The organism is Bradyrhizobium sp. 17, from assembly GCF_023073515.1.
Lineage (GTDB): Bacteria > Pseudomonadota > Alphaproteobacteria > Rhizobiales > Xanthobacteraceae > Bradyrhizobium > Bradyrhizobium canariense_D.
Genome location: NZ_JADPJQ010000120.1, coordinates 1 through 23,696, shown reverse-complemented (window position 1 = coordinate 23,696; position 23,696 = coordinate 1). Strand labels below are relative to the sequence as shown.

The window sequence follows — 23,696 nt, the reverse complement described above, 5'->3', positions numbered from 1 at the left end:
CTTAATCAACGGGTTGTCAGTTCTTTCTGAGCCGGCCGACGAGTTGCTGGCCCATGATCGCAATCTGCCTCGCGCCGTGCGGCACGAGGTAGATGACGGCGAACAGGAGTACGCCGAACACCGCGCCGGAGAGGCCCTTGGAGATGCCCTCCGCCATGTTCGGCACGAAAATGATGAAGGCGGCGCCGACGAACGAGCCGGGCAGCCAGCCGACGCCACCGACGACCATGCCGAGGAACAGCGAGATCGCCAGCGTGATCGTGTAGCTGTCGGGCGCGACGAACTGCACGGCGATGGCGCCAAGCGAGCCGGCAACGCCGGTGATGCCGGCGGACACGCCGAAGGCCAGCGTCTTGTACAGTGCGACGTTGACGCCCATCGAGGAGGCCGCGATCTCGTTGTCGCGGATCGCCATGAAGGCGCGGCCCGACCGGGAGCGCAGCAGGTTGACCGAGAAGATGTAGATCGCGAGCACGACGGCGAGCGAGAAGTAGTAGAGCCAGGTGTCCTGCGACATAGGCAGCCCGAACGGCGCGTCGGGCTTGGTGACGACGAGGCCCTGCACGCCGCCGGTCCAGTGCTCGAGGAAGTTCAGCTTCAGCAGCTGCGGCATCGCGGTGGCAAGCGCAAAGGTCGCGAGCGCGAGATAGACGCCCGACAGCCGCAGCGCCGGCTTGCCGAACAGGTAGCCGAATGCGAAGCAGACCGCGGCGGAAATCGGAATTGTCAGCGCATAGTTGACGTTGAAGTACTCCATCAGCACCGCCGACGTATAAGCGCCCACGGCGTAGAAGGCGCTCTGGCCGAGCGAGAACTGGCCGGAGCCGCCCGTCAGGATGTTCAAGGCCAGCACCGCGAGCCCGTAGATCAGGAGCATCGTCATCTGGAAGATGATGAAGTTCTTGACGAACACCGGCACGATCAACAGCACCGCCAGCACCAACAGAGAGGTGCCCGTGCCCAGCGTCATCGCCCGCTTCGGAACCGCCTCGACGGCCGGGGCTTCCGTGACGACGTCTTCTGCAGCGCTCATGATCAAACTCGCTTGACGATTTGCCGGCCGAACAGGCCAGCGGGTTTGACGACCAGGACGGAAATGATCAGCGCGAGCGCGATCGGAAGCTTCAGCTCGTTGCCGACGCCGGGAATGTAGGTGCCGGCGAGGTTCTCGAAGACGCCGACCAGGAAGCCGCCGACCACGGCGCCGAACGGGCTGGTCAGTCCGCCGAGCACCGCCGCGGCGAAGCCGTAGATCAGCACGCCGCCCATCATATTGGGCTCGAGGAACACGACCGGTGCGATCAGCATGCCGGCGATCGCACCGATCGCGGACGCCATGCCCCAGCCGAGCGCGATCATCCAGCTCGTGTTGATGCCGACCAGTCGGGCCGATTCAGGCACGGAGGCGGCCGCGCGCATGGCGAGGCCGATCTTGGTGTACTGGAAGAAGAAGTAGAGGCCGAGCAGCAGCAGCACGGTGACGCCGATCATGCCGGCCTGGTGGGTCGAGATCAGCTGGCTGCCGAGGAAGGGCGAGGAGCCGAACGGGGTCGGATACTGCTTAATGGTGAAGTCCCAGATCAGGCCGGCCGAGGAGTTGATGATCGCGAACAGCGCGATAAAGCCGGCGACGTTGGTCAGCACCGGCGCCTTGGCGAGCGGCTTGAACAGGATGCGCTCGATCGCGATGCCGCCGACAAAGGACAATGCCAGCGTGATCACGAAGGCAGCCCAATATGGGATGCCCCATTGCATCAGCTGCCAGGAGATGAAGGTCGAGAACATCGCCATCTCACCCTGGGCGAAGTTGAGATGGTCGATCGCCTGATAGATCATGACCACGGCGAGCGCCATGCAGGCGTAGATCGCGCCCGTGGCGATGCCGGCCAGCACTTGGTTGGTGAACAGCTCCATCGTGCCGGCTCCTCAGTAACCCAGGTAGGATTTGCGGATTTCTTCGTTGTTCGCGATGTCCTTGGCGTTGCCCGACATCACGATGCGCCCGGTCTCGATCACATAGGCCTGGTCGGCGAGCTCCAGCGCGAGCTGGGCGTTCTGCTCGACCACCAGGATCGACACCTTGTCCTCGCGGTTGATCTTGCCGAGGATGCCGAACAGGTCGCGCACCACCAGCGGCGCCAGGCCGAACGAAGGCTCGTCCAGCAGCATCAGCCGCGGCCGCAGCATCAGGGCGCGGGCGACCGCCAGCATCTGCTGCTCGCCGCCCGAGAGCGTGCCGGCCTGTTGGGTATGCCGCTGCTTCAGCACCGGGAAATGCGCATACATGCGCTCGATGTCGGAGACGATGCCGGCGCTGTCCTTGCGGGTGATCGCGCCGAGCTGGAGGTTTTCCTCCACCGTCATGGTGGTGAAGGTGCCGCGGCCCTGCGGCACATGGGCGATGCCGAACCGCACGATGCTCTCGGTGGAGCGGTTGTTCAGCGGCTTGCCGTCGAACTCGATGCCGCCGGTTGAGCGCACCATGTTGCAGATCGCGCGCAGCGTGGTGGTCTTGCCGGCGCCGTTGGCCCCCAGCAACGTGGTCAGCGATCCCTCGCTGAGCGAGAAGGACAGACCGTGGAGGGCCTGGACCTGGCCGTAATAAGCGCGCAGGTCCTTGACGTTGAGCAGCGTCGTCATTGGTCCTTGCTCCCGAGATAGGCCTTGATGACGTCGGGATCCGCCTGCACCTGGGCGGGCGTGCCTTCCGCGAGCTTCTTGCCGAAATTCAGCGCGACGACGTGGTCGGCGATCGACATCACGAGGCCCATGTGATGCTCGACCAGCAGCACGGTCATGTGGCGTTCGTCGCGGATGCGGCGGATGAGGTCGCCGAGCACGTAGACTTCCTCGTGGTTGAGGCCGCCGGCGGGCTCGTCGAGCAGCAGGATCTTCGGATCGGCAGCGAGCGCGCGCGCCAGCTCGACGCGCTTCTGCGTGCCGAACGGCAGGCCCGACACGACGGTGTGGGCGACGTCCTCGAGGTCGAGATAGGCGAGGATCTCGTGCACCTTCTTGTTGACGTCGCTCTCGCTGCGGCGAACCCAGGCCAGCCGCAGCGAGTCGCTGATGATGTCGCTGGAGGTGCGGGCATGGGTGCCGACGCGGACATTGTCCATCACCGACAAATTCGGAAACAGCGCCACGTTCTGGAAGGTGCGGCCGATGCCGATCTCCGCGATCCGGTGCGGCGGGCGCGTCAGGATGCTCGCGCCCTCCATCAGGATGTCGCCGGACGACGGCTGGTAGAGCCGCGAGAGGCAGTTGAAGAGCGTGGTCTTGCCGGCGCCGTTAGGGCCGATCAAGCCGAGGATCTGGCCCTTGTGCATGTCAAAGGACACACCATTGAGCGCGACGATGCCGCCGAACACGACGCTGACGTCGCGAACCGCGAGCAGGGGCGATGTCCCCTGCGCGAGCTGTGCCTGCGTCATCTCGTCTCGCCCACTGTGTTCAGTGAGCGAAGGGGCGATGTGAACCGCTCCCGATGATGACAAAGGCTATCTGATCCCCTCGGCCACACGCGCAACTTTCCCTCCTGATTTCAGCTTTTTGCTGACGTCTTTTTTGGAATGCGGCATCAGACCCCCGAGTGCCGCTTCGATGTTCCTTACCATCGCAAGCAGACGCGGTCCAATGTCGTTGATCAAACGCTCTTCCGTGAAGCGGAATGCGGGCGCGCCGCAATTGAATGCGTAAGGACCGGTTCCGTCGTTGAGTCTGAGCGCGACGCCGGCGGCGCCGATGTCGTCGTGCCAGTCGCCGACCGAAATCGCAAATCCATATTTCGCGACCGTCTCGCCGGAGCGTTCCAACCCGTCGCGCATCTTGGGCCAGCGGCTGCCGTAATGTTCGCGCAAGACACGAGACAGTTCAGCGCGATTGTCTTCGTCGAGTGCCCAGAAATAGGCGCGGCCCATCGCGCTGGTTGCAATCGGCACGCGGGAGCCGACGTCCAGTTGAACGCCAACCGTCTCGCTGCCACGGCTCTGTCCGAAATAGATCATGCTGTGCCGGTCGCGGCCGCCGATGGCGACGGCGCCGCCGGTCGCACGCATCATTTCCTCGCGAAACGGCTCGGACAAATGCCGAACGCCGAGATTGGACAACGCGGCGTAGCCGAGCGCCATCGCGGCCGGCGCAAGCTGATATTTCTCGAAGCGGGGAACCGGCGTCAGATAGCCGAGCTTGGTCAAGGTATAGGTCAGCCGCGAAACGGTCGGCTTGGGCAAATTGGTGCGGGCCGCGATTTCCTGATTGCCAAGAAGTCCGTCGCTGGGCTGGAATGCGCGCAATACGTCAAGTCCGCGGGAAAGCGCGACGACGAAATTCCGATCGGTCGCTGTCTTCTTTCCTGTACGCTTCATCCCTGATCTGCTTCTTGCGCGGAGTCGTTGACAAGCCACGTGCTTCAAAATAACCCTGCCGTCAAGATGCGGAATTAAATTCTGCAGTGCGAAATTGAACAAAGTTACCCCACCAAGGAGGGACACCGTGAGCGAAGTGGTCAAGCTTGAGCGTCATGACGAAGTCGGGATCGTCACGGTCGACAGCCCTCCGGTCAACGCGCTGAGCGCCGCGGTTCGTGGCGGAATTCTGGAGTGCATCAAGGCCGCGGTCGCCGATCCCGCCATCAAGGGCATCGTGCTGACCTGTGCCGGCCGCACCTTCATCGCGGGCGCCGACATCACCGAATTCGGCAAGCCGCCGAAGCCGCCCGCCCTTAACGACGTGCTTTCCGAGATCGAGAATTCACCGAAGCCGGTCGTGGCCGCGATCCACGGCACCGCGCTCGGCGGTGGCCTCGAGGTCGCGCTCGCCTGTCATTTCCGCGTCGCGGTGAAGGAAGCCAAGCTCGGCCTCCCCGAGGTGAAGCTCGGCCTGCTGCCGGGCGCCGGCGGCACCCAGCGCCTGCCGCGCGCGGTTGGACCGGAGCTCGCGGTCAAGATGATCGTCGGCGGTGATCCGATCGGAGCGGCGGAAGCGCTGAAGAACGGTCTGATCGAGGAGATCGTCGAGGGTCCGGCCGCCGGTGGCGAAGCCTTCGTACGAAAGCTGCTGGCTGAAAAGCGTCCGCTGCGCCGCCTGCGTGACGACGACTCCAAGATCGCGGCGGCCAAGGCCGACCGCTCGATCTTCACCAATGCGGTCGCCGCCATGACCAAGAAGTCGCGCGGCCTGGAAGCGCCGTTCGCGGCGGCCGACGCCGTCGGCTACGCCATCGACCTGCCGTTCGACGAAGGTCTGAAGAAGGAGCGCGAGGGCTTCCTGAAGCTCGTCGCCAGCGATCAGTCCAAGGCGCAGCGTTATGCCTTCTTCGCGGAGCGCGAGGCCAGCAAGATCGCCGGCGTTCCTGAAGGGACCAAGCCGCGGCCCGTGAACCGCGTCGCCATCCTCGGCGCCGGCACGATGGGCGGTGGCATCGCGATGTCCTTTGCCAATGCCGGCATTCCCGTCACCCTGATCGAGACAGGCGAGGAGCAGCTCAAGCGCGGCATGGGCATCATGCAGAAGAACTGGGAAGCGACCGCGGCACGGGGCGGCATCCCGGCGGATGCGCCCGCGAAGCGCATGGCGCTGATCAACGGCGTCGTGGGCATCGAGAACGTCGGCGACGCCGACCTCGTCATCGAAGCCGTGTTCGAGACCATGGCAGTGAAAAAGGAAGTGTTCGGCAAGCTCGACCAGTACGTCAAGCCGGGCGCCGTGCTCGCCTCCAACACCTCCTACCTGAACATCGACGAGATCGCGAAGTCGACCAAGCGTCCGCAGGACGTGCTCGGCATGCACTTCTTCTCTCCCGCCAACGTCATGAAATTGTGCGAGATCGTGCGCGCCGACAAGACCGCGCCGGATGCCCTTGTGACGGCGGTCTCGATCGCGCGCAAAATCGCAAAAGTGCCGGCCGTGGTCGGCGTCTGCGACGGCTTTGTCGGCAACCGCATGCTGGCCCAGCGCGGCAAGCAGTCCGAGAAACTGCTGTTCGAAGGCGCGCTTCCGCAGCAGGTCGACGCCGTCGTGACGAAGTTCGGCATGCCGATGGGGCCGTTCGCGATGGGTGACCTCGCCGGCCTCGACATCGGCTGGCGCTCGCGCAAGGACCGCGGCATCAAGTCGGAGATCGCGGATGCGCTCTGCGAAGCCGGACGCTTCGGCCAGAAGACCGGCAAGGGCTATTACAAATACGAAGCCGGCTCCCGTTCGGCGCTGCCCGATCCCGAAGTCGAGAAGCTGATCGACGAGACGCTGCTTCGTTTGGGCCGCAAGAAGCGCGTCGTCAGCGACGATGAGATCCTCGAGCGCATGATGTACCCGATGATCAACGAGGGCGCGAAGATCCTGGAAGAGGGCATTGCCGCGCGCCCGTCCGATATCGACGTGGTCTGGCTCTATGGCTATGGCTGGCCGATCTACCGCGGCGGCCCGATGTTCTGGGCCGACACCGTCGGCCTCAAGCACATCGCCGATCGGCTCTCCTTCTACGCCAAGGAGACCAACGATCCGAGCCTCGAGCCCGCGCCGCTGCTGAAGAAGCTCGCGGCCGAAGGCAAGACCTTCGCCTCGCTCGCGGCGGGCTCGAAAGCGGCGTGATTGGATTGGCGGTGGCTGTGATGTCTCGTCCCGGGCAACGCTCTCTCCGTTCCCTCCCCCGTTGTGGGGGAGGGTCAGGGACGGGGGCAGGCCCGGGCGCCGGCGTTTGTGGCCACCTCCTTCCCCAACCTTTCCCCACAAGGGGGAAGGGAGCCGGTCCGCTTGTGCCCACCTCACACGGTATCGTCGCGGCCGCCTTGCAGAGTAACGACCCCTAATGACCCATCCCGGCGAACAGTTTTATCCCGAGGGCGTGCGCTGGGACGACACCATCGTCCAGGGCACGCTGCCTGATCTGCTGGCAAAAGCCGCCGCCGAGTACGGCCCGCGCACCGCGCTGGAATTCCGCGACCATCCGATTACCTACAGCGAACTCGCCGCGATGGCTGAGCGCGCAGCCGCCGCCTTCCTGCGCGCCGGCTACGGCAAGAACAGTTCGGTCGCGCTGTTCCTCGGCAATACGCCGGACGATCCCGTCAATTTCTTCGGCGCGCTGAAGGCCGGCGCCCGCGTCGCGCATCTCTCACCGCTCGACGGCGAGATCGCGCTGACGCACAAGGTCTCCGATTCCGGTTCGCGCCTGCTCGTCACCTCTAACCTGGCGGCGTTGCTGCCGACCGCGCTGAAATTCCTGGAGAAGGGCCTGATCGACCGCCTGGTGGTCTGCGAGGACGATAATTGGGGTAAGGTCGGCACGCCGCAGGCTGCGATCCCCAGCGATCCCCGCATCGTCACCTTCAAGGCCTTTGTCGAGGGCGCCACCGCGCCGGCAGAGTGGCCGCAAGTGAGCGCCGACGATGTCGCGCTGCTGCAATATACCGGTGGCACCACCGGCTTGCCCAAAGGCGCGATGCTGACCCACGGCAATCTCACCTCGGCCGTGTCGATGTACGACGTCTGGGGCAAGCCGTCGCGCGCGACGCGTGGCGACGTCGTCGAGCGCGTGATCTGCGTGCTGCCGCTGTTCCACATCTATGCGCTCACCGTCGTGCTGCTGTCCTCGCTCAGGCGCGGCAATCTGATCTCGCTGCATCAGCGTTTTGACGTCGAAGCGGTGATGCGCGACATCGAAATCAAGCGCGCAACCTACTTTCCCGGCGTGCCGACGATGTGGATCGCGATCGCAGCCCTTCCCGATCTCGACAAGCGCGATTTCTCCTCGCTGGCGACGATCGGCTCCGGGGGCGCGCCGCTGCCGGTGGAGATCGCGAGTTTCTTCGAGCGCAAAGTCGGCAAGAAGCTCCGCAGCGGCTGGGGCATGACCGAGACCTGCTCGCCCGGCACCGGCCATCCGCCTACAGGTCCCGATAAGCCCGGCTCGATCGGCCTGATGCTGCCCGGCATCGAGCTCGACGTCGTTTCCCTGGACGATCCCTCGAAGGTGCTGCCGCCGGGCGAAGTCGGCGAGATTCGCATCAAGGGCCCGAACGTCACCAAAGGCTACTGGAATAAGCCCGAAGGATCCGCGGAGGCCTTCGTCGACGGCCGCTTCCTCACCGGCGACATCGGCTATGTCGATACCGACGGCTATTTCTTCCTGGTCGACCGCAAGAAGGACATGATCATCTCTGGCGGCTTCAACGTCTATCCGCAGATGATCGAGCAGGCGATCTATACCATACCAGGCGTGCACGAGGTGATCGTGCTCGGTATTCCCGACCAGTACCGCGGCGAGGCCGCCAAAGCCTTCATCAAGCTGAAGACGGATGCAAAGCCGTTCTCGCTCGACGAGCTGCGCGCTCAGCTCGCCGGCAAGCTCGGCAAGCACGAATTGCCGGCGGAGGTCGAATTCGTCCACGATCTGCCGCGCACGCCGGTCGGAAAGCTGTCGCGCCACGAATTGCGCCAGCGGCAGAAACCGTCACAATCCGCCCAACTTGCCACCCGACTTGCATCAGGAGATCGCGCTTGACCGACGCCGTCATCGTTTCCACCGCCCGCACCCCGATCGGGAAGGCCTATCGCGGCGCGCTCAACGCCACCGAGGGCGCAACGCTGCTCGGCCACGCCATCGGCGAGGCCGTCGCGCGCGCCAAGATCGACCCCAAGGAGGTCGAGGACGTCGTGATGGGCGCAGCACTCCAGCAGGGCGCGACCGGCGGCAACATCGCGCGCAAGGCGCTGCTCCGTGCCGGTCTCCCCGTCACCGTCGCCGGCACCACTATCGACCGGCAATGCGCCTCGGGCCTGCAGGCGATCGCGCTCGCCGCGCGTTCGGTGATCTTCGACGGTGTCGAGATCGCGGTCGGCGGTGGCGGCGAGTCCATCTCGCTGGTGCAGAACGACAAGATGAACGGCTTCCACGCGCAGGACCCGGCGCTGCTCGAGATCAAGGGCGAGGTCTACATGCCCATGATCGACACCGCCGAGATCGTCGCCAAGCGCTACGGCATCTCGCGCGAAAAGCAGGACGAATATTCGCTGGAGAGCCAGCGCCGCACCGCCGCGGCGCAGCAGGGCGGAAAGTTCAAGGATGAGCTCGCGCCGATCACCACCAGGATGGCGGTGACCGACAAGGCCACCGGTGCAGTCTCGTTCAAGGACGTCACGCTGTCGCAGGACGAGGGCCCGCGCCCCGAGACCACCGCAGAAGGCCTCGCCGGCCTCAAGGCCGTCCGTGGCGAGGGATTTTCGGTCACCGCCGGCAATGCCAGCCAGCTTTCGGACGGCGCCAGCGCGAGCGTGATCATGAGCGACAAGGAAGCGGCAAAGCGCGGGCTGAACCCGCTCGGCATCTTCCGCGGCTTCGTCTCCGCCGGCTGCGAGCCGGACGAGATGGGCATCGGCCCGGTATTCGCCGTGCCGCGCCTGCTCAAGCGTCATGGCCTGACCGTCGACGACATCGGCCTGTGGGAGCTGAACGAAGCTTTCGCGGTGCAGGTGCTGTATTGCCGCGACAAGCTCGGCATCGACCCCGACAAGATCAATGTCGACGGCGGCGCGATCGCGGTGGGCCATCCCTACGGCATGTCGGGCGCGCGCCTCACCGGCCACGCTCTGATTGAAGGCCGCCGCCGCAAGGCGAAGTACGCGGTCGTCACCATGTGCGTCGGCGGCGGCATGGGCGCGGCGGGGCTTTTCGAGGTGTTGCAGTAGCCGTCGTCCAGTAACCGTCGTCCCGGCGAAAGCCGGGACCCATACTCCGCAGCAGGAGTGTGGCACGCGAACAACAATGGCCTTCGCAAACCAACGAAGGCCGGTGGTTATGGGTCCCGGCCTTCGCCGGGACGACACATTCACAGGAGGATCCGATGGATCTCGCATTCACGAAAGAAGAGCAGGCGTTTCGCGAGGAAGTGCGGTCATTCTTCCGCGACAACGTGCCGCCGGATACGCGGCGCAAGCTGGTCGAGGGCCGCCACCTCTCGAAGGACGAGATGGTGACGTGGTGGCGCATCCTCAACAAGAAGGGCTGGGGCGTCAGCCACTGGCCCAAGCAATATGGCGGCACCGGCTGGACCTCCGTGCAGCACTATATCTTCAACGAGGAGCTGCAGTCCTATCCGGCGCCGCAGCCGCTCGCCTTCGGCGTCAGCATGGTGGGTCCCGTCATCTACACCTTCGGCAATGAAGAGCAGAAGAAGCAGTATCTGCCGCGCATCGCCAATGTCGACGACTGGTGGTGCCAGGGCTTCTCCGAGCCCGGCTCCGGCTCCGACCTCGCCTCGCTGAAGACGAAGGCCGAGCGCAAGGGCGACAAGTGGATCATCAACGGCCAGAAGACCTGGACCACGCTCGCCCAGCACGCCGACATGATCTTCTGCCTCTGCCGCACCGACCCGTCCGCCAAGAAGCAGATGGGCATCTCCTTCATCGTGTTCTCGATGAAGTCGAAGGGCGTCACGGTGCGCCCGATCCAGACCATCGACGGCGGCGCCGAGGTCAACGAGGTGTTCTTCGACGACGTCGAAGTGCCCATCGAGAACCTGATCGGCGAGGAGAACAAGGGCTGGGATTACGCGAAATTCCTGCTCGGCAATGAGCGCACCGGCATCGCGCGGGTCGGCGTCTCCAAGGAGCGGCTCCGCCGCATCCGCGATCTCGCCTCCAAGGTCGAATCCGGCGGCAAGCCGATCATTCAGGACGCGGCCTTCCGCGACAAGCTCGCGGCCTGCGAGATCGAGCTCAAGGCGCTCGAACTCACCCAGCTCCGCGTCGTCGCCGACGAAGGCAAGCACGGCAAAGGCAAGCCCAATCCGGCTTCCTCGGTGCTGAAGATCAAGGGCTCCGAGATCCAGCAGACCACCACCGAGCTGCTGATGGAGGTGATCGGCCCGTTCGCGGCACCCTATGACGTGCACGGCGACGACGGCTCGAACGAAGCCATGGACTGGACCGCCCAGATCGCGCCGAGCTATTTCAACAACCGCAAGGTCTCGATCTACGGCGGCTCCAACGAGATCCAGCGCAACATCATCGCCAAGGCGGTGCTGGGGCTTTGATCGTACACCATCAACACGCACTCACCGTCACGGCCGGGCCTGACCCGGCCATCCACGCCTAGCGCCACGAAAGAACGTGGATGCCCGGCATAAGGCCGGGCATGACGAAATCGATACCGGAGAGCAAAGAACATGGATTTTGATCTGAACGAGGAGCAGCGGCTTCTCAAGGAAAGCATCGACGGCCTCTTGACCGATTCCTACGATTTCGAGAGCCGCAAGAAGTACATGAAGGAGAAGGGCGGCTGGAGCAAAGCGGTCTGGGGCAAGCTCGCCGAGCAGGGCCTGCTCGGTCTGCCCTTCGCGGAGGCCGATGGCGGCTTCGGCGGCGGCGGCGTCGAGACCATGATCGTGATGGAGGCGCTCGGCAAGGCACTGGTGCTCGAGCCTTACCTCGCAACCGTCGTGATCGGCGGCGGCTTCCTGCGCCATGCGGGCAGCGATGCGCAGAAGGCCGCGCATGTGCCCGGCATCGTAGACGGCAGCAAGACGCTCGCCTTTGCCCAGCTCGAGAAGAACTCGCGCTACGATCTCTTCGACGTCACCACGACGGCGAAGAAGAAGGGCGACGGTTGGGTCATCGACGGCGAGAAGTTCGTCGTGCTCAACGGCGAGAATGCAGATACCCTCATCGTGACCGCGCGCACTAGGGGCGAGCGCCGCGACAAGAGCGGCATCGGCGTGTTCCTGGTGCCGGCCGACGCCAAGGGCGTCGCCAAGAAGTCGTACCCGACCCAGGACGGCCTGCACGCCGCCGACATCACCTTCACCGGCGTCGAAATCGGTGCCGATGCCGTGCTCGGCAATCCCGACGATTCGCTCACGCTGATCGAGCGTGTGGTCGACGAAGCTCGCATCGCGCTCTGCGCCGAAGCGGTCGGCCTGATGGACGAATCGCTCAAGACCACGGTCGAGTACATCAAGACGCGCAAGCAGTTCGGGGTGCCGATCGGCTCGTTCCAGTCGCTGCAGCACCGCGCCTCTGACATGTTCGTCGCCACCGAGCAGGCGCGATCGATGTCGATGTTCGCGACCATGGCGGGCGATTTCCAGGACGCCAAGGAGCGCAGCAACGCTATTGCCGCGGCCAAGGTGCAGATCGGCAAGTCGCTGAAGTTCGTGGGACAGCAGGCGATCCAGCTCCACGGCGGCATCGGCATGACCATGGAGGCGAAGATCGGCCATTACTTCAAGCGCCTGACCATGATCGAGAACTCGTTCGGCGACACCGACTACCACCAGCGCCGCGTGGCGGACGGTGGCGGGTTGATCTAGCTACAAGGTCGCTGTCATCCCCCGCGCAGGCGGGGGATCCAGTACGCTGCGGCTTCTCGGTTCTAGCCGCGCCGTCTCTGGAATACTGGATCGCCCGGGTAAGCCGGGCGATGACGTCTGAACAAGTGGCCTCAACGGAGCCCAACAACAATGAAGAACACCCCGTTCGATCTCACCGGCAAGGTCGCCGTGGTCACCGGCTCCAGCCGCGGCATCGGCCGCTCCTCCGCCGAGCTGCTCGCAAAGCTCGGCGCCAAAGTGGTGGTCTCCTCGCGCAAGGCCGATGCCTGCAAGGCAGTCGCCGACGGCATCAAGGCGGCCGGCGGCGAGGCCACCGTCATCCCCTGCAACATCGCGCGCAAGCAGGAGGTCGAGGCGCTGATCGCGGGCACGATCAAGCATTACGGCAAGATCGACATCCTCGTCTGCAACGCCGCGGTCAACCCGTATTACGGCCCGCTGCTCGACATCACCGACGAGGCCTTCGACAAGATCATGGGCAGCAACGTCAAGAGCAACATCTGGCTCTCCGCGCTTGCGATCCCGCAGATGGCCGACCGCGGCAACGGCTCAGTCGTCATCATCTCCTCGATCGGGGGCTTGCGCGGTTCGACCGTGATCGGCGCCTACGGCATCTCGAAAGCCGCCGACTTCGCGCTGTGTCGTTCGCTCGCCGGCGAATGGGGCCCGAAAGGCGTCCGCGTCAACTGCATCGCGCCCGGCCTCGTCAAGACCGACTTCGCCCGCGCGCTGTGGGAAGACGAAGCGAATCTGAAACGCCGCACGGCCACCACGCCGCTCCGCCGTATCGGCGAACCCGACGAAATCGCAGGCGCAGTGGCCTACCTCGCCTCCGACGCGTCGAGCTTCATGACGGGACAAACGATCGTCATCGACGGCGGCGTGACCACGGCGGCGCCGTAACTTCTGCTCTACTTGCAATTGTACGCCGGGCGCGCTTCACTTTTCCTCCGCTAGAGGGGGAGGGTCGCTTCGTGTTGCCCAGAGCGCAACGCGAGGCGGGGTGGGGTGAAGCCGCAAAGGCGGTATCGCTTGCGTCGACGAGACGGCTGCTGCTCATCAAGTTCGCGGATAGTCTGTCACCCCGCCCCGGTTCGCGTTCCGCTTCGCTGCATGCGAGCCCACCCTGCCCTCCAGGGGAGGGTGGGAGGACAGCCGTCTTGACCTTCCCGCCCTAATCCGCTCCCTTTGGCGAAACACAATAGCCCCTCACCGGACAACGCCGGGAAAACGCCAAAGAAACCCCAAGGTTTGCTTCCATGTCTTTCGTCCTCGCCATCGACCAGGGCACCACCTCCTCGCGCGCGATCGTGTTTCGCGGCGACATTTCCATTGCGGCGAAGGCGCAGGCCGAGTTTCCGCAGCATTTCCCTGCCTCGGGTTGGGTCGAGCACGAGCCCGAGGACATCTGGACCTCGACCGTGACGGTCTGCCGCGACGCGATCGCGCAGGCCGGCATCGGCGCAAAGGACATCGCCGCGATCGGCATCACCAACCAGCGCGAGACCACCGTGGTGTGGGACCGCGCCACCGGGCAGGCCGTGCACCGCGCCATCGTCTGGCAGGACCGCCGCACCGCCGACATCTGCGCCAAGCTGAAAGCCGACGGCCGCGAGCCCGTGATCTCGCAGAAGACCGGCCTGATCATCGACCCCTATTTCTCCGGCACCAAGGTCGCCTGGATTCTCGACCACGTCCCCGGCGCACGGGCGCGCGCCGCGCGCGGCGAATTGATGTTCGGCACCGTCGATTGCTATCTGCTTTGGCGTCTCACCGGCGGCAAGGTCCACGCCACCGACGCCACCAACGCCTCGCGCACGCTGCTGTTCAACATCCACACCGGCCAGTGGGACGACGAGCTCTTGGAGATCATCGGCGTGCCGCGCTCGATGCTGCCCGAGGTGAAGGATTCCTCCGCCCGTTTCGGCGAGAGCACGCCGGATTTGTTCGGCGGCGCCATTGCGATCTGCGGCATCGCCGGCGACCAGCAGGCCGCGACCATCGGCCAGGCCTGCTTCCGTCCGGGGATGATGAAATCGACTTACGGCACCGGCTGCTTCGCCCTGCTCAACACCGGCACCACGCCCGTGGCCTCGAAGAACAAGCTGCTCACCACCATCGCCTACCAGCTCGGGGGCAAGCGCACCTATGCGCTCGAAGGCTCGATCTTCGTCGCAGGTTCGGCAGTGCAGTGGCTGCGCGACGGCCTCGGCATCATCAAGCATGCCGCCGAGACCGGACCTCTCGCCGATCAGTCGGACTCCATGCAGAGCGTCTATCTCGTCCCGGCCTTCGTCGGCATGGGCGCGCCGTACTGGAATCCGCGCGTGCGCGGCGCCCTGTTCGGCCTCACCCGCAACACCGGCCCGGCCGAGCTTGCCCACGCCGCCCTGGAAAGCGTCTGCTACCAGACCTTTGATCTCTGGGCCGCAATGCGCGCCGACTGGCCGAGCTCGGAGGTGGCAAGCGTCGTGCTCCGCGTCGATGGCGGCATGACCGCATCCGACTGGACCATGCAGCGCCTCGCCGACCTGCTCGATGCGCCGGTCGATCGCCCCGTGATCCAGGAGACGACGGCACTTGGCGCCGCCTATCTTGCCGGCCTCGAGGCCGGCGTCTATCCCGAGCCGACCAAATTCGCCGATAACTGGCGGCTGGAGCACCGCTTCAAGCCCAACATGAGCCAGGCGACGCGCGAGCGGAAGCTTGCGGGATGGACGAGGGCGGTGAAGGGCGTGCTCGCGAGCGACGAGGGCGAATAACGGGCGCGCACGACGCGCCCAACAACAACAAACGGGAGAAACGACAATGAACACGGATTTCAACCGGGTCGTCCAAAAGCTCTGCGGCGCCGCGATCTGCGCCGCGCTGCTCACCTCGACCTCCCTCGCGCGTGAGAAGCCGGACCCGCTCGGCAGCGCGCGGCAGGTCAAGACCGACGTCGCCGGTCTCGATGCTCCCGCGCAGATTCTGGTCGATGTCTGGGGTATCCCCCACATCTATGCCGGCAATGAGCACGACCTGTTCTTCCTGCAAGGCTTTAACGCCGCGCGCGACCGGCTCTGGCAGATCGATCTTTGGCGCAAGCGAGGGCTTGGTCTGCTGGCCAAGGATTTCGGCCCGGCCTATGCCGAACAGGACAAGGCGCTGCGTCTCTTTCTTTATCGCGGCGATATGAATGCGGAATGGGCGGCTTACGGCCCCAAGGGGAAGACCTATGCGGAGGCATTCGTCGCCGGGGTCAACGCCTACGTCGCCGATGTGCGCGCGGGCAAGCGCCCGCTGCCGATCGAGTTCAGGATCGCCGGCACGATGCCGGATGCGTGGACGGCGGATGACATCGTCCGCATCCGCAGCCACGGCCTGACGCGCAATGTCGCCTCCGAGGTCAAGCGCTCCTTGGTCGCCTGCGCGGCAGGCCTCGATGCCGATCGGTTTCGCGTCAAGCTCGAGCCGGCGTGGACGACGAAAATTCCAGATGGTCTCGATCCCTGCAGCGTGCCGAAGGCGGTGCTGGCGCCCTACGATCTGGCGACGCGCCCGGTCGCCTTTGCCGCGCCGAAAGATCGCCAGGCCGCACTCGCGCACGATCCCGACAAGTACCTCACCGAGGCCGACCTGCAACGCGACACCATCGGCTCCAACAATTGGGTGATCGCGGCGTCACGGACCGCGACTGGGCGTCCGATCCTCGCCAACGATCCGCATCGCGAGCACAGCGTGCCCTCGCTGCGCTACATCGTCGGCCTCAATGCGCCCGGCCTCTCCGTGATCGGCGCGGGCGAGCCCGCGCTGCCCGGCATCTCCATCGGCCACAACGGCACCATCGCCTTCGGTCTCACCATCTTCAACGTCGACCAGGAAGACCTCTACATCTACGAGCTCAATCCGCAGAATCCCAACCAGTACCGCTATGGCGCTGGCTGGGAGGACATGCGCATCGTCCACGAGAAAGAGCAGGTGAAAGGCGAGAGCGATCGCGATCTCGAGCTGAAATTCACCCGGCATGGTCCGGTGATCTACGTCGACGACGCCAACAAGCGGGCCTTCGCCGTCCGCTCGATCTGGTTCGAGCCCGGCACCTCGGCCTATTTCGGCTCCTCCGACTACATGACCGCGAAGGACTGGAACGGATTCCTCGGCGCCATGCGGCGCTGGGGCGCGCCGTCGGAGAATCAGGTCTATGCGGACACCAAGGGCAATATCGGCTGGGTCGCCGCCGGCAAGACGCCGCGGCGCGCCAACTATGATGGCCTGATGCCGGTGCCCGGCGACGGCCGCTACGAATGGCAGGGTTTTCTCTCGCTCGACGAACTGCCCAAGACCTATCAGCCCAAGCAGGGCTTTCTCGCCACCGCCAACCAGATGAACCTGCCGGCGGATTATCCCGTCAGCGAGCGCAAGGTCGGCTTCGAATGGGCGGACAGTGCGCGCTGGCAGCGCATCACCGAGGTCCTGAAGGCCAACAGCAAGGTGACGCTGGCCGATGCCATGGATCTGCAGAACGACGACACCACGATGCTGGGCCGGCGGCTGGTCAAGCTGTTGCAGCCGCTCACTTCGGACGATGCCAACGTGAAGAAGGGCCTCGAACTGCTCAAGCCTTGGGACGCCCGTGATGCCGCCGACAATGCCGCTGCTGCGGTGTTCGAGGTCTGGATCTCCAATCATCTTGGACCGGTACTGCTGAAGACCACGGCGCCCAAGGCTGCCGACCTGATCGCGCCGGAGGCGTCCAGCATTTCGGCGCTTGTCGCCTTTCTGGAATCTCCGGACGCGTCGTTTGGCTCCGATCCCGCCACCGCGCGCGACCAGATCCTGCGCGACAGCCTCGGCGCCGCGGTGGCCGATGTCACAGCCAAGCTCGGGGCCGATTCCTCAACCTGGCGCTGGGGCCGCCTGCACGTCGCAAAATTCGACCATGCTCTGATGCCGCTGGCCGACAAGGCGACGGCCGCTCAGCTCTCGGTCGGTCCGCTGGCCTACGGCGGCGCCGCCAACGTGCCGCGCGCGGCCACCTATCGCCGCACCGATTATCAGCTGTTCGCTGGCGCATCGTTCCGCATGGTGCTCGACGTCGGCAATTGGGATGCGAGCCGCACCATCAACACACCGGGCCAGTCGGGCGATCCCTTCAGCGGCCATTATCGCGACCTCGCGCCGCTCTGGGCGACCGGCCAGTATGTGCCGCTGCTCTACAGCCGCGCCGCGGTCGAGGCTGCAACGGCGGAGGCGATCACGCTGACGCCGCGGTGAATGAGGCGTATCCAGAAATCCCGCCGTCGTCCAGGCTTTCGCCAGGACGACCCGGAATGTGTTGCCGGCGTTCAGCTTCTAAGGGACGCATCCCATGATCCTCCCCGACGGCTATTCCGACATTCCCGCCAGCAAGATCGCTGCCGTCGTCACGCATCTCGAGATGACAGCGCGTCCGCCGCTGCGTGACAATCCTCTTGGCGCATGGACCCTGCGCAAGGTCGATACTCCCGCGCTTCATTGGTATCGCGACCTCCATCGCCGCGTCGGCGAGGAGTGGCTGTGGTTTTCGCGGGCGCGCATGAACGACGGCGAGCTCGCCGCAATCATCCATGCACCGGGCGTCGAGGTATATGCGCTTGTCGTGGACGGCCACGATGAGGGCCTGCTGGAGCTGGACTTTCGCGAGGCCGGCCAATGCGAGCTGGTGTATTTCGGTGTCACCGCAAAACTGATCGGCAGCGGTGCCGCCCGCTTTATGATGAACCGCGCGCTTGAGCTCGCATGGTCACGCGACCTGTCCCGCGTCTGGGTGCACACCTGCACGTTCGACCATCCGTCCGCCGTCGCATTCTACCAGCGCTCGGGCTTCCGTCCGTTCCGCCGCCAGATCGAGATCGCCGACGACCCGCGGCTCGATGGCACGGCGCCGCGGTCCGCGGCAAAGCATGTGCCGATCATCGAATAGGTAGCAGCTGCCTCTCCGCCGTCATTGCGAGGAGCCCTTGCGACGAAGCAATCCAGTCTGGTTCCGTGGGAGATACTGGTTGCTTCGCTGCGCTCGCAATGACGGAGTGTGGCGCTGTCGTCGCGTTTCATTGGGGCTACGCGTGGCGGGATCACCGGATCACGCCAACACTCGGTTCCGGAAGATCATAGGGAGCGAGACGCCGTAATCGCTCGGTCAATGGCTGCACGGGCGGAGCATACAGCTCTCCGTAGCTGGAGAGCAGTGGGAGGCTAGGCTCCCAACGATGGATGACGAACACCACGCGATACTGTTTCGCCGCGGGCAGTCTTTGCTTGTAGTCGGTCTCGATCACCGTCTCGCCATCCGCGGTCAGGAACGTTTCGTTCCACGCCATCTCTGCGTGGCCTTCCGGGTTGGACGGATCGATTTGGGTAAAATCATGAGGATTGAACCGCGCGTCCGGATTCGCCACGAGCACCTCGAGAATTACAGCGTCATCCATGTAACCTCGTAGATTGTCTTCCAATTTCCGCCGGTCCTCACCAGTCAGAGGCACTATTTCATCGCCCCTGCCGGCTTTCCGCAGCAGAGCGTTCACCTCTTCGCTGAAATTGGGGGGATCGTGTGAGTCGATCAATTCCCGGATGAAACGGGCATAGGCAGCATTATCAGCGCTGAAGGAGTAGGCGCCTAGGAGAGTGAGTGAGGGAGGCTTGTCAGCAGTCAAATCGCTCTGCTCCGTGCGGCGATGAGTCCGCGATACCCGATCATGCGAAGCTCGCTAGCTGTTGAAATTCACCGCCGTGGTGTTTGCACCGCAAAGCAGCACCGCGACCCGCTCGCCGGGTGAGGGGCGATAGCGACCGGAGAGCAAGGCGGCAAATGCGGCGGCGCCGCCGGGCTCGGCCACCAGGCGCAGGCTCGACCACAAGGCCGACTGCGCCTGCTTGATCGCGTCGTCGGCGACCAGGACGACCCGCTCGACATGGGCCCGCGCAATCGGAAACATCAATTGTCCGACACGTCGCGGGGCGAGACTATCGGCGGCGGTGCCGCCCGCCGGCGCATCGATCGGCGCGCCTGCCGCGAAGGCGGCGTGAAGCGTCGGCGATTGCTCGGGCTCGACCGCCACGATGCGCGTCCTGCCGGCGCTCCAGGCTGCCATGCCACCGATCAGGCCGCCGCCGCCGACTGCAACCAGCACCGTGTCAATGCCCGGTGCATCCTGCTCCAGCTCCATTCCGACACTGCCCTGACCGAGCAAGGTCTCGACCTGGTCGTAGGCATGCACCGCCATGGCGCCGGTCTGCGCGACATGGGTTTCGCTTGCGGCGAGCGCGTCGGCATAGCGGCTGCCCGCAATCACGAGTTTCGCGCCATAGCCTCTGATACGCTCGGCTTTGGCCGGCGAGGTGATGTCGGGCACGAAAATCGTGGCCGGGATGCCGAGCCGCTGCGCCGCATACGCCACCGCCGCGCCGTGATTGCCGCCCGATGCGGCGACGACACCGGCTTCCGGCAGCCGGCGCAACAGCAGATTGGCGAAGGCACCCCGCGCCTTGAACGATCCGGAATGCTGCAGCATCTCGAGCTTGAACGTGACGGGAGAAGCCGGCAGGCCAAAATCGGCGAGATCGGCCTCAACGAGCGGCGTGCGCCGTATGTGCGGACGGATGACGGCCTCGGTCGCCGCGATCCGCTCCCGATTGATGTCCATTGTTGCTGTCATGATGCCGTCCTTGATAACGCATCCGGCAGCCGCTGTCGCGGCGCCGTTGCATGCAGCGCAATGCTCCACTTCCATGATTTTGCTTGCGCCACTGCGGCCTTGCCGTGGAAACTGATCGGCCCTGCCTCGTCCAAAAGCCAGAGAAGAGCGCAAAACCATGTTCCTGATCGGCCAATATGATTCCCCCTTCGTCCGCCGCGTCGCGATTGCGCTGCGGCTTTACGGCCTCGCCTTCGAGCACAGGCCGTGGTCGACCTTCGGCGACGCCGACAAGATCGCGCCCTATAATCCGCTGCGCCGCGTGCCGACGCTGGTGCTCGACAACGGCGAGGCGCTGATCGAGAGCACGTTCATCCTCGATTATCTCGACGAGCTCGCCGGGCCGGAGAAGGCGATGCTGCCGCGCTCCGGCGCCGAGCGCCGGCATCACTTGCGCATCTGCGCGCTCGCGTCCGGCCTCGGCGACAAGGCCGTGAGCCTGCTCTACGAACGCGTGCTGCGGAAGGAGCAGCTTACGCTATGGGTCGAGCGCTGCCAGGCGCAGATCGCGGACGTGCTGAAAGCGCTGGAGGCCGAGCGCGCCAAGGTGACCACGCCGTACTGGCTGGGCGAGCGCATCGGCCACGCCGATATTGTGGTCGCCTGCGTCGTCCGCTTCACCCGCGAGGCCCATCCGCAGTTGTTCGAGCCATCGCGCTATCCGGCGCTGTCGGCGCATGCCGACGCGTGCGAGGCGCTGGCGCCGTTCAAGGAGATTGTGCAGCCCCTGGCACCGCCGAAGGGGTGATCGCCGCTATGCGAACCCGACCTTGATCAGGATCGTCAGGAAGAGGCCGCCGACAACCGCGCAGACCGCGGCACCGATCAGCGGCCCCAGCGCGCCTCCCCGGCTTGCAGGCTCCAGCACGGCTTGTCCGGGCTGGTCCGGATCGTAATAGACCTGGACGCTCTTCCCAGGCCGATATTTCGCCGCGGCCTCTTCGGCGGCCTCGCGCAGGCCGGAGATCATGGTGCCGTTCCAATCGACTTCGGTGCCGATGAAGTCGCGCTTGCCGACCCTGTAGGCGTAGCGCAGGTCGATCTGATAGCGGTGGACGAGCTTTGAAGTCGTCGGTCGATTGTCGTGCTCGGTCTTCTCTTCGATGATTTCCTCGATCACGTCGCAATGGGTGACCCTGCCCGACGCGGTCGGCCAGCGCAGGCTGGCGCTCGCCAGCCGGCGCGTCCGGACATAATCGGCGGCGAGGAACACCCCGCCCACGAGCACGATGATCGGCACCGCGAACGCGAACAGCGGGACGCCCTTGTCGGCGTAGAGCACGTGGCCCGCGAACGAATGCGCGGTCAGGGTGGCGGCGATGACGCCGAAGACCATTGTGAACGCCACCAGGGCCGCGACGTTCTGCGCGGCGGCAGGCTCCAGCAGCGCCTCTGTCGGTTGCTTCGGATCGACATGGACCTCGACATGGGCGCCGACCGGATAGCGTCCGGTCAGTTTTGCGGCCAGGACCCTCGTCGTGATGACGGTGCCGCCGACAAAGATCTTGTCGCCTTCCAGCTCCTGGCCGCCGGCCTGATATCGATAGCGGATGATGGGCTTGGCGTCGTTCCGATCGTCCGAGGAATGCGCCGTCGGCTGGTCGACCCGGGAGACCGTGATGATGCCCTCCACCTTGTCCCAGCTCCGCGCCGCCACCATCCGGCCCCGCATGCGGATCAGATTGAACAGCGTCAATCCAAACAGCAGCACGGCGATGCCGGCGGCAATCTGTGTCCACATCAATTGTTGGGCGTTCAGCATCCGATTCCCCTGCGCTTCGGCGACGACCGCCATTGGTCGCGGCAAACGCGCTTTGCGTTCGATGCTGTGCGTTGCCCCAGCACATGCCAGGCATTGCTTCACCAATGTCGTCCTGGCGAAAGCCACGACCCATTGCCCCAGCGGGTCATTTGGCGAAGATTGGTCGTTCGGTATTGCCTGCGATGGCCACCAATGGATCACCCGGTATGGATGGCTTTCGCCAGGACGACAGCGAACGTGTGGCACGCGCCGTGATGGCGACTGGCGAGGGAGTATCAAACGGGCACGGTCGGCGATGATGGAATGTTACAGGTGTTTTGCCCGACGCCGCAAGCAATTTCGGTAATATCGAAAAATTATTCGGTGACACCGCAAAAATTATCGAGCTTTTTCAACCCCATGCCTACTGTGCATGGGGTTGATTTCTCGTTTTCTGTTTGGAGGGCGCCTAACCCGCGCCCGCGCGCTTCTTCTGCCAGACCAGGTGCACCGCGCAGGTGCAGCCCGGCGGATGCGACGCAAGCTCCTTCGACGTCTCGTCGTTCGCCGGCGTTGCCGTGAACGCCGCCTTGTCGCTCCCACCCTCTCGCGTCGGGATGTAGTTCAGAATCGGCGCGAGCCAGCGCTCGGTCTCGGCGACGCTCATGCCCTTGCGCGCAGCATAATCCTCGACCTGATCGCGCTCGATCTTGCCGACTCCGAAATAATAGCTCTCTGGATTGGCGAGATAGAGCCCCGACACGGAGGAGCCCGGCCACATCGCATAGCTCTCGGTCAGCTTCACGCCGGCGGTGTTCTCGGCATCGAGCAGCTCGAACAGCGTGGCCTTCTCGGTGTGATCGGGTTGCGCGGGATAGCCGGGGGCGGGACGGATGCCCTGATACTCTTCGAGGATCAACTCGTCGGGGGAGAGCGTCTCGTCCGGCGCATAGGCCCAGAATTCGCGGCGGACGCGGGCATGCATGCGCTCGGCGAACGCTTCGGCCAGGCGGTCGGCCAGCGCCTTGCACAGGATCGAGGAATAGTCGTCATTGGCCATCTTGAAACGGTCAGCGACCACATCCTCGCCGATGCCGGCGGTGACGACGAAGCCGCCGACATAGTCGGGCACGCCGGTTGTGGCGGGCGCGACGAAGTCGGACAGCGCGGCGTTGAAACGGCCCTCGCGCTTCTCGAGCTGCTGGCGCAGCGTGTGCAGCGTCGCGATCGTGCTGGTCCGGCTCTCGTCGGCATAGAGCACGATGTCGTCGCCCTGCGCATTGGCCGGCCAGAAGCCGACGGTGGCGCGCGCGCGGAACCATTTCTCCTTGACGATCAGGTCGAGCATCTTGCGCGCGTCGCCGTAGAGCGAGCGCGCAACTTCGCCGACCTTGGCGTCGTCGAGGATGGCGGGGAAGCGTCCGGCGAGCTCCCAGGTCTGGAAGAACGGGGTCCAGTCGATATAGGGCACCAGCTCGGCGAGATCGTAGTCGTCAAAGCTTCGGGTGCCGAGGAAGGTCGGCTTCACCGGCTTGTTCGCGGTGAAGTCGACCGGCACGCGGTTGGCGCGGGCGGTCGCCAGCTTCAGCCGCTTCTTGTCGGCCTGGGCGCGCATATGGGCGTCCGAGATCTTTGCGTATTCGGCGCGCACCTCCGCGGCATAGGCCTCGCGCCTCTCGGGCGACAGCAGCGCCGACGCAACACCGACGGCGCGGCTGGCGTCGTTGACATGCACCACGGGGCCTGCGCGATAGCTCGGGTCGATCTTCACCGCCGTATGCACGCGGCTCGTGGTGGCGCCGCCGATCAAGAGCGGCAGCTTGAGGCCTTCGCGCTGCAATTCTGCGGCGAAGAACGCCATCTCGTCGAGCGAGGGTGTGATCAGGCCGGACAGCCCGACGATGTCGGCCT

General features: G+C 65.0%; 19 protein-coding genes. 10 read left to right on the top strand and 9 right to left on the bottom strand.

Features of this window, described 5'->3' with window-relative positions; genetic code table 11:
* Positions 1-16: 16 nt before the first annotated feature.
* From IVB13_RS29235 to IVB13_RS29215, 5 genes are all read right to left on the bottom strand, one after another.
* On the bottom strand, positions 17-1,033 hold the full coding sequence (locus tag IVB13_RS29235) for a branched-chain amino acid ABC transporter permease (RefSeq protein WP_026233593.1): 1,017 nt from the start codon (positions 1,031-1,033) through the stop codon (positions 17-19).
* Between the two features lie 2 nt (positions 1,034-1,035).
* Positions 1,036-1,914, bottom strand: coding sequence for a branched-chain amino acid ABC transporter permease (locus tag IVB13_RS29230; protein ID WP_007599708.1), 879 nt, complete (start codon positions 1,912-1,914; stop codon positions 1,036-1,038).
* Positions 1,915-1,926: 12 nt separating this feature from the next.
* Entirely contained in the window at positions 1,927-2,640 is a 714-nt protein-coding gene (locus IVB13_RS29225) for an ABC transporter ATP-binding protein (protein WP_007599709.1), read from the bottom strand.
* A complete protein-coding gene (locus IVB13_RS29220) occupies positions 2,637-3,434 on the bottom strand; it encodes an ABC transporter ATP-binding protein (RefSeq protein WP_007599710.1) in 798 nt (265 codons plus the stop codon). Before IVB13_RS29220 ends, IVB13_RS29225 begins: the two co-directional genes overlap by 4 nt.
* Before the next feature lie 66 nt (positions 3,435-3,500).
* Positions 3,501-4,367, bottom strand: a complete 867-nt coding sequence (locus tag IVB13_RS29215) for an IclR family transcriptional regulator (RefSeq protein WP_018458483.1) — start codon at positions 4,365-4,367, stop codon at positions 3,501-3,503.
* A 127-nt stretch (positions 4,368-4,494) separates the two neighbouring features.
* Between IVB13_RS29215 and IVB13_RS29210 the strand changes: the two genes are divergently transcribed.
* The 9 genes from IVB13_RS29210 to IVB13_RS29170 all read left to right on the top strand — a co-directional run bounded on the left by IVB13_RS29210 (position 4,495) and on the right by IVB13_RS29170 (position 18,273).
* Complete coding sequence (locus tag IVB13_RS29210; protein ID WP_247294167.1) at positions 4,495-6,591, top strand: 3-hydroxyacyl-CoA dehydrogenase NAD-binding domain-containing protein; 2,097 nt, start codon at positions 4,495-4,497, stop codon at positions 6,589-6,591.
* A 217-nt stretch (positions 6,592-6,808) separates the two neighbouring features.
* Positions 6,809-8,503, top strand: a complete 1,695-nt coding sequence (pimA, locus tag IVB13_RS29205; protein ID WP_247491029.1) for a dicarboxylate--CoA ligase PimA — start codon at positions 6,809-6,811, stop codon at positions 8,501-8,503.
* Positions 8,500-9,687, top strand: coding sequence for an acetyl-CoA C-acyltransferase (locus IVB13_RS29200; RefSeq protein ID WP_247294166.1), 1,188 nt, complete (start codon positions 8,500-8,502; stop codon positions 9,685-9,687). Before pimA ends, IVB13_RS29200 begins: the two co-directional genes overlap by 4 nt.
* Before the next feature lie 155 nt (positions 9,688-9,842).
* Positions 9,843-11,033, top strand: a complete 1,191-nt coding sequence (gene pimC / locus IVB13_RS29195; RefSeq protein WP_018454712.1) for a pimeloyl-CoA dehydrogenase large subunit — start codon at positions 9,843-9,845, stop codon at positions 11,031-11,033.
* 132 nt (positions 11,034-11,165) lie between these two features.
* Positions 11,166-12,308, top strand: a complete 1,143-nt coding sequence (pimD, locus tag IVB13_RS29190) for a pimeloyl-CoA dehydrogenase small subunit (RefSeq protein WP_018454711.1) — start codon at positions 11,166-11,168, stop codon at positions 12,306-12,308.
* Positions 12,309-12,458: 150 nt separating this feature from the next.
* Positions 12,459-13,232: a glucose 1-dehydrogenase gene (locus tag IVB13_RS29185; RefSeq protein ID WP_085351716.1), complete on the top strand. Its 774-nt coding sequence runs from the start codon at positions 12,459-12,461 to the stop codon at positions 13,230-13,232.
* 356 nt (positions 13,233-13,588) lie between these two features.
* A complete protein-coding gene (gene glpK, locus IVB13_RS29180) occupies positions 13,589-15,091 on the top strand; it encodes a glycerol kinase GlpK (RefSeq protein WP_018454709.1) in 1,503 nt (500 codons plus the stop codon).
* Between the two features lie 46 nt (positions 15,092-15,137).
* Positions 15,138-17,585, top strand: a complete 2,448-nt coding sequence (locus IVB13_RS29175; protein ID WP_018454708.1) for a penicillin acylase family protein — start codon at positions 15,138-15,140, stop codon at positions 17,583-17,585.
* Positions 17,586-17,679: 94 nt separating this feature from the next.
* Complete coding sequence (locus IVB13_RS29170; protein WP_018454707.1) at positions 17,680-18,273, top strand: GNAT family N-acetyltransferase; 594 nt, start codon at positions 17,680-17,682, stop codon at positions 18,271-18,273.
* A gap of 151 nt (positions 18,274-18,424) precedes the next feature.
* Here the strand turns inward: IVB13_RS29170 and IVB13_RS29165 are convergent, their stop codons facing one another.
* Together IVB13_RS29165 and IVB13_RS29160 are read right to left on the bottom strand one after the other, a co-directional pair.
* Positions 18,425-19,003 carry a hypothetical protein gene (locus IVB13_RS29165; RefSeq protein ID WP_247491027.1) on the bottom strand — a complete coding sequence of 193 codons (579 nt, stop codon included), beginning with the start codon at positions 19,001-19,003 and terminating at the stop codon, positions 18,425-18,427.
* A gap of 54 nt (positions 19,004-19,057) precedes the next feature.
* On the bottom strand, positions 19,058-20,005 hold the full coding sequence (locus IVB13_RS29160; protein ID WP_247491025.1) for a threonine/serine dehydratase: 948 nt from the start codon (positions 20,003-20,005) through the stop codon (positions 19,058-19,060).
* 157 nt (positions 20,006-20,162) lie between these two features.
* Here IVB13_RS29160 and IVB13_RS29155 point away from each other — a divergent pair, with 157 nt between their 5' ends.
* The gene (locus IVB13_RS29155) at positions 20,163-20,792 is read left to right on the top strand and encodes a glutathione S-transferase family protein (protein ID WP_018454705.1); all 630 of its coding nucleotides are present in this window, start codon (positions 20,163-20,165) and stop codon (positions 20,790-20,792) included.
* 6 nt (positions 20,793-20,798) lie between these two features.
* On the opposite strand, the gene IVB13_RS29150 is transcribed toward IVB13_RS29155, so the two are convergent.
* Both IVB13_RS29150 and IVB13_RS29145 read right to left on the bottom strand, forming a co-directional pair.
* Positions 20,799-21,806 carry a DUF3592 domain-containing protein gene (locus IVB13_RS29150; protein WP_247294164.1) on the bottom strand — a complete coding sequence of 336 codons (1,008 nt, stop codon included), beginning with the start codon at positions 21,804-21,806 and terminating at the stop codon, positions 20,799-20,801.
* Positions 21,807-22,254: 448 nt separating this feature from the next.
* Positions 22,255-23,696 (bottom strand): vitamin B12 dependent-methionine synthase activation domain-containing protein (locus tag IVB13_RS29145; RefSeq protein ID WP_276578408.1); only part of this gene is annotated, 1,442 nt, incomplete at its 5' end.

What these genes read in the sequence shown, in the direction of transcription:
- IVB13_RS29235 (WP_026233593.1), bottom strand. Translation starts at nt 1,033, where the DNA reads ATGAGCGCTGCAGAAGACGTCGTCACGGAAGCCCCGGCCGTCGAGGCG.
- IVB13_RS29230 (WP_007599708.1), bottom strand. Translation starts at nt 1,914, where the DNA reads ATGGAGCTGTTCACCAACCAAGTGCTGGCCGGCATCGCCACGGGCGCG.
- IVB13_RS29225 (WP_007599709.1), bottom strand. Translation starts at nt 2,640, where the DNA reads ATGACGACGCTGCTCAACGTCAAGGACCTGCGCGCTTATTACGGCCAG.
- IVB13_RS29220 (WP_007599710.1), bottom strand. Translation starts at nt 3,434, where the DNA reads ATGACGCAGGCACAGCTCGCGCAGGGGACATCGCCCCTGCTCGCGGTT.
- IVB13_RS29215 (WP_018458483.1), bottom strand. Translation starts at nt 4,367, where the DNA reads ATGAAGCGTACAGGAAAGAAGACAGCGACCGATCGGAATTTCGTCGTC.
- pimA (WP_247491029.1), top strand. Translation starts at nt 6,809, where the DNA reads ATGACCCATCCCGGCGAACAGTTTTATCCCGAGGGCGTGCGCTGGGAC.
- pimC (WP_018454712.1), top strand. Translation starts at nt 9,843, where the DNA reads ATGGATCTCGCATTCACGAAAGAAGAGCAGGCGTTTCGCGAGGAAGTG.
- pimD (WP_018454711.1), top strand. Translation starts at nt 11,166, where the DNA reads ATGGATTTTGATCTGAACGAGGAGCAGCGGCTTCTCAAGGAAAGCATC.
- IVB13_RS29185 (WP_085351716.1), top strand. Translation starts at nt 12,459, where the DNA reads ATGAAGAACACCCCGTTCGATCTCACCGGCAAGGTCGCCGTGGTCACC.
- glpK (WP_018454709.1), top strand. Translation starts at nt 13,589, where the DNA reads ATGTCTTTCGTCCTCGCCATCGACCAGGGCACCACCTCCTCGCGCGCG.
- IVB13_RS29175 (WP_018454708.1), top strand. Translation starts at nt 15,138, where the DNA reads ATGAACACGGATTTCAACCGGGTCGTCCAAAAGCTCTGCGGCGCCGCG.
- IVB13_RS29170 (WP_018454707.1), top strand. Translation starts at nt 17,680, where the DNA reads ATGATCCTCCCCGACGGCTATTCCGACATTCCCGCCAGCAAGATCGCT.
- IVB13_RS29160 (WP_247491025.1), bottom strand. Translation starts at nt 20,005, where the DNA reads ATGACAGCAACAATGGACATCAATCGGGAGCGGATCGCGGCGACCGAG.
- IVB13_RS29155 (WP_018454705.1), top strand. Translation starts at nt 20,163, where the DNA reads ATGTTCCTGATCGGCCAATATGATTCCCCCTTCGTCCGCCGCGTCGCG.
- IVB13_RS29150 (WP_247294164.1), bottom strand. Translation starts at nt 21,806, where the DNA reads ATGCTGAACGCCCAACAATTGATGTGGACACAGATTGCCGCCGGCATC.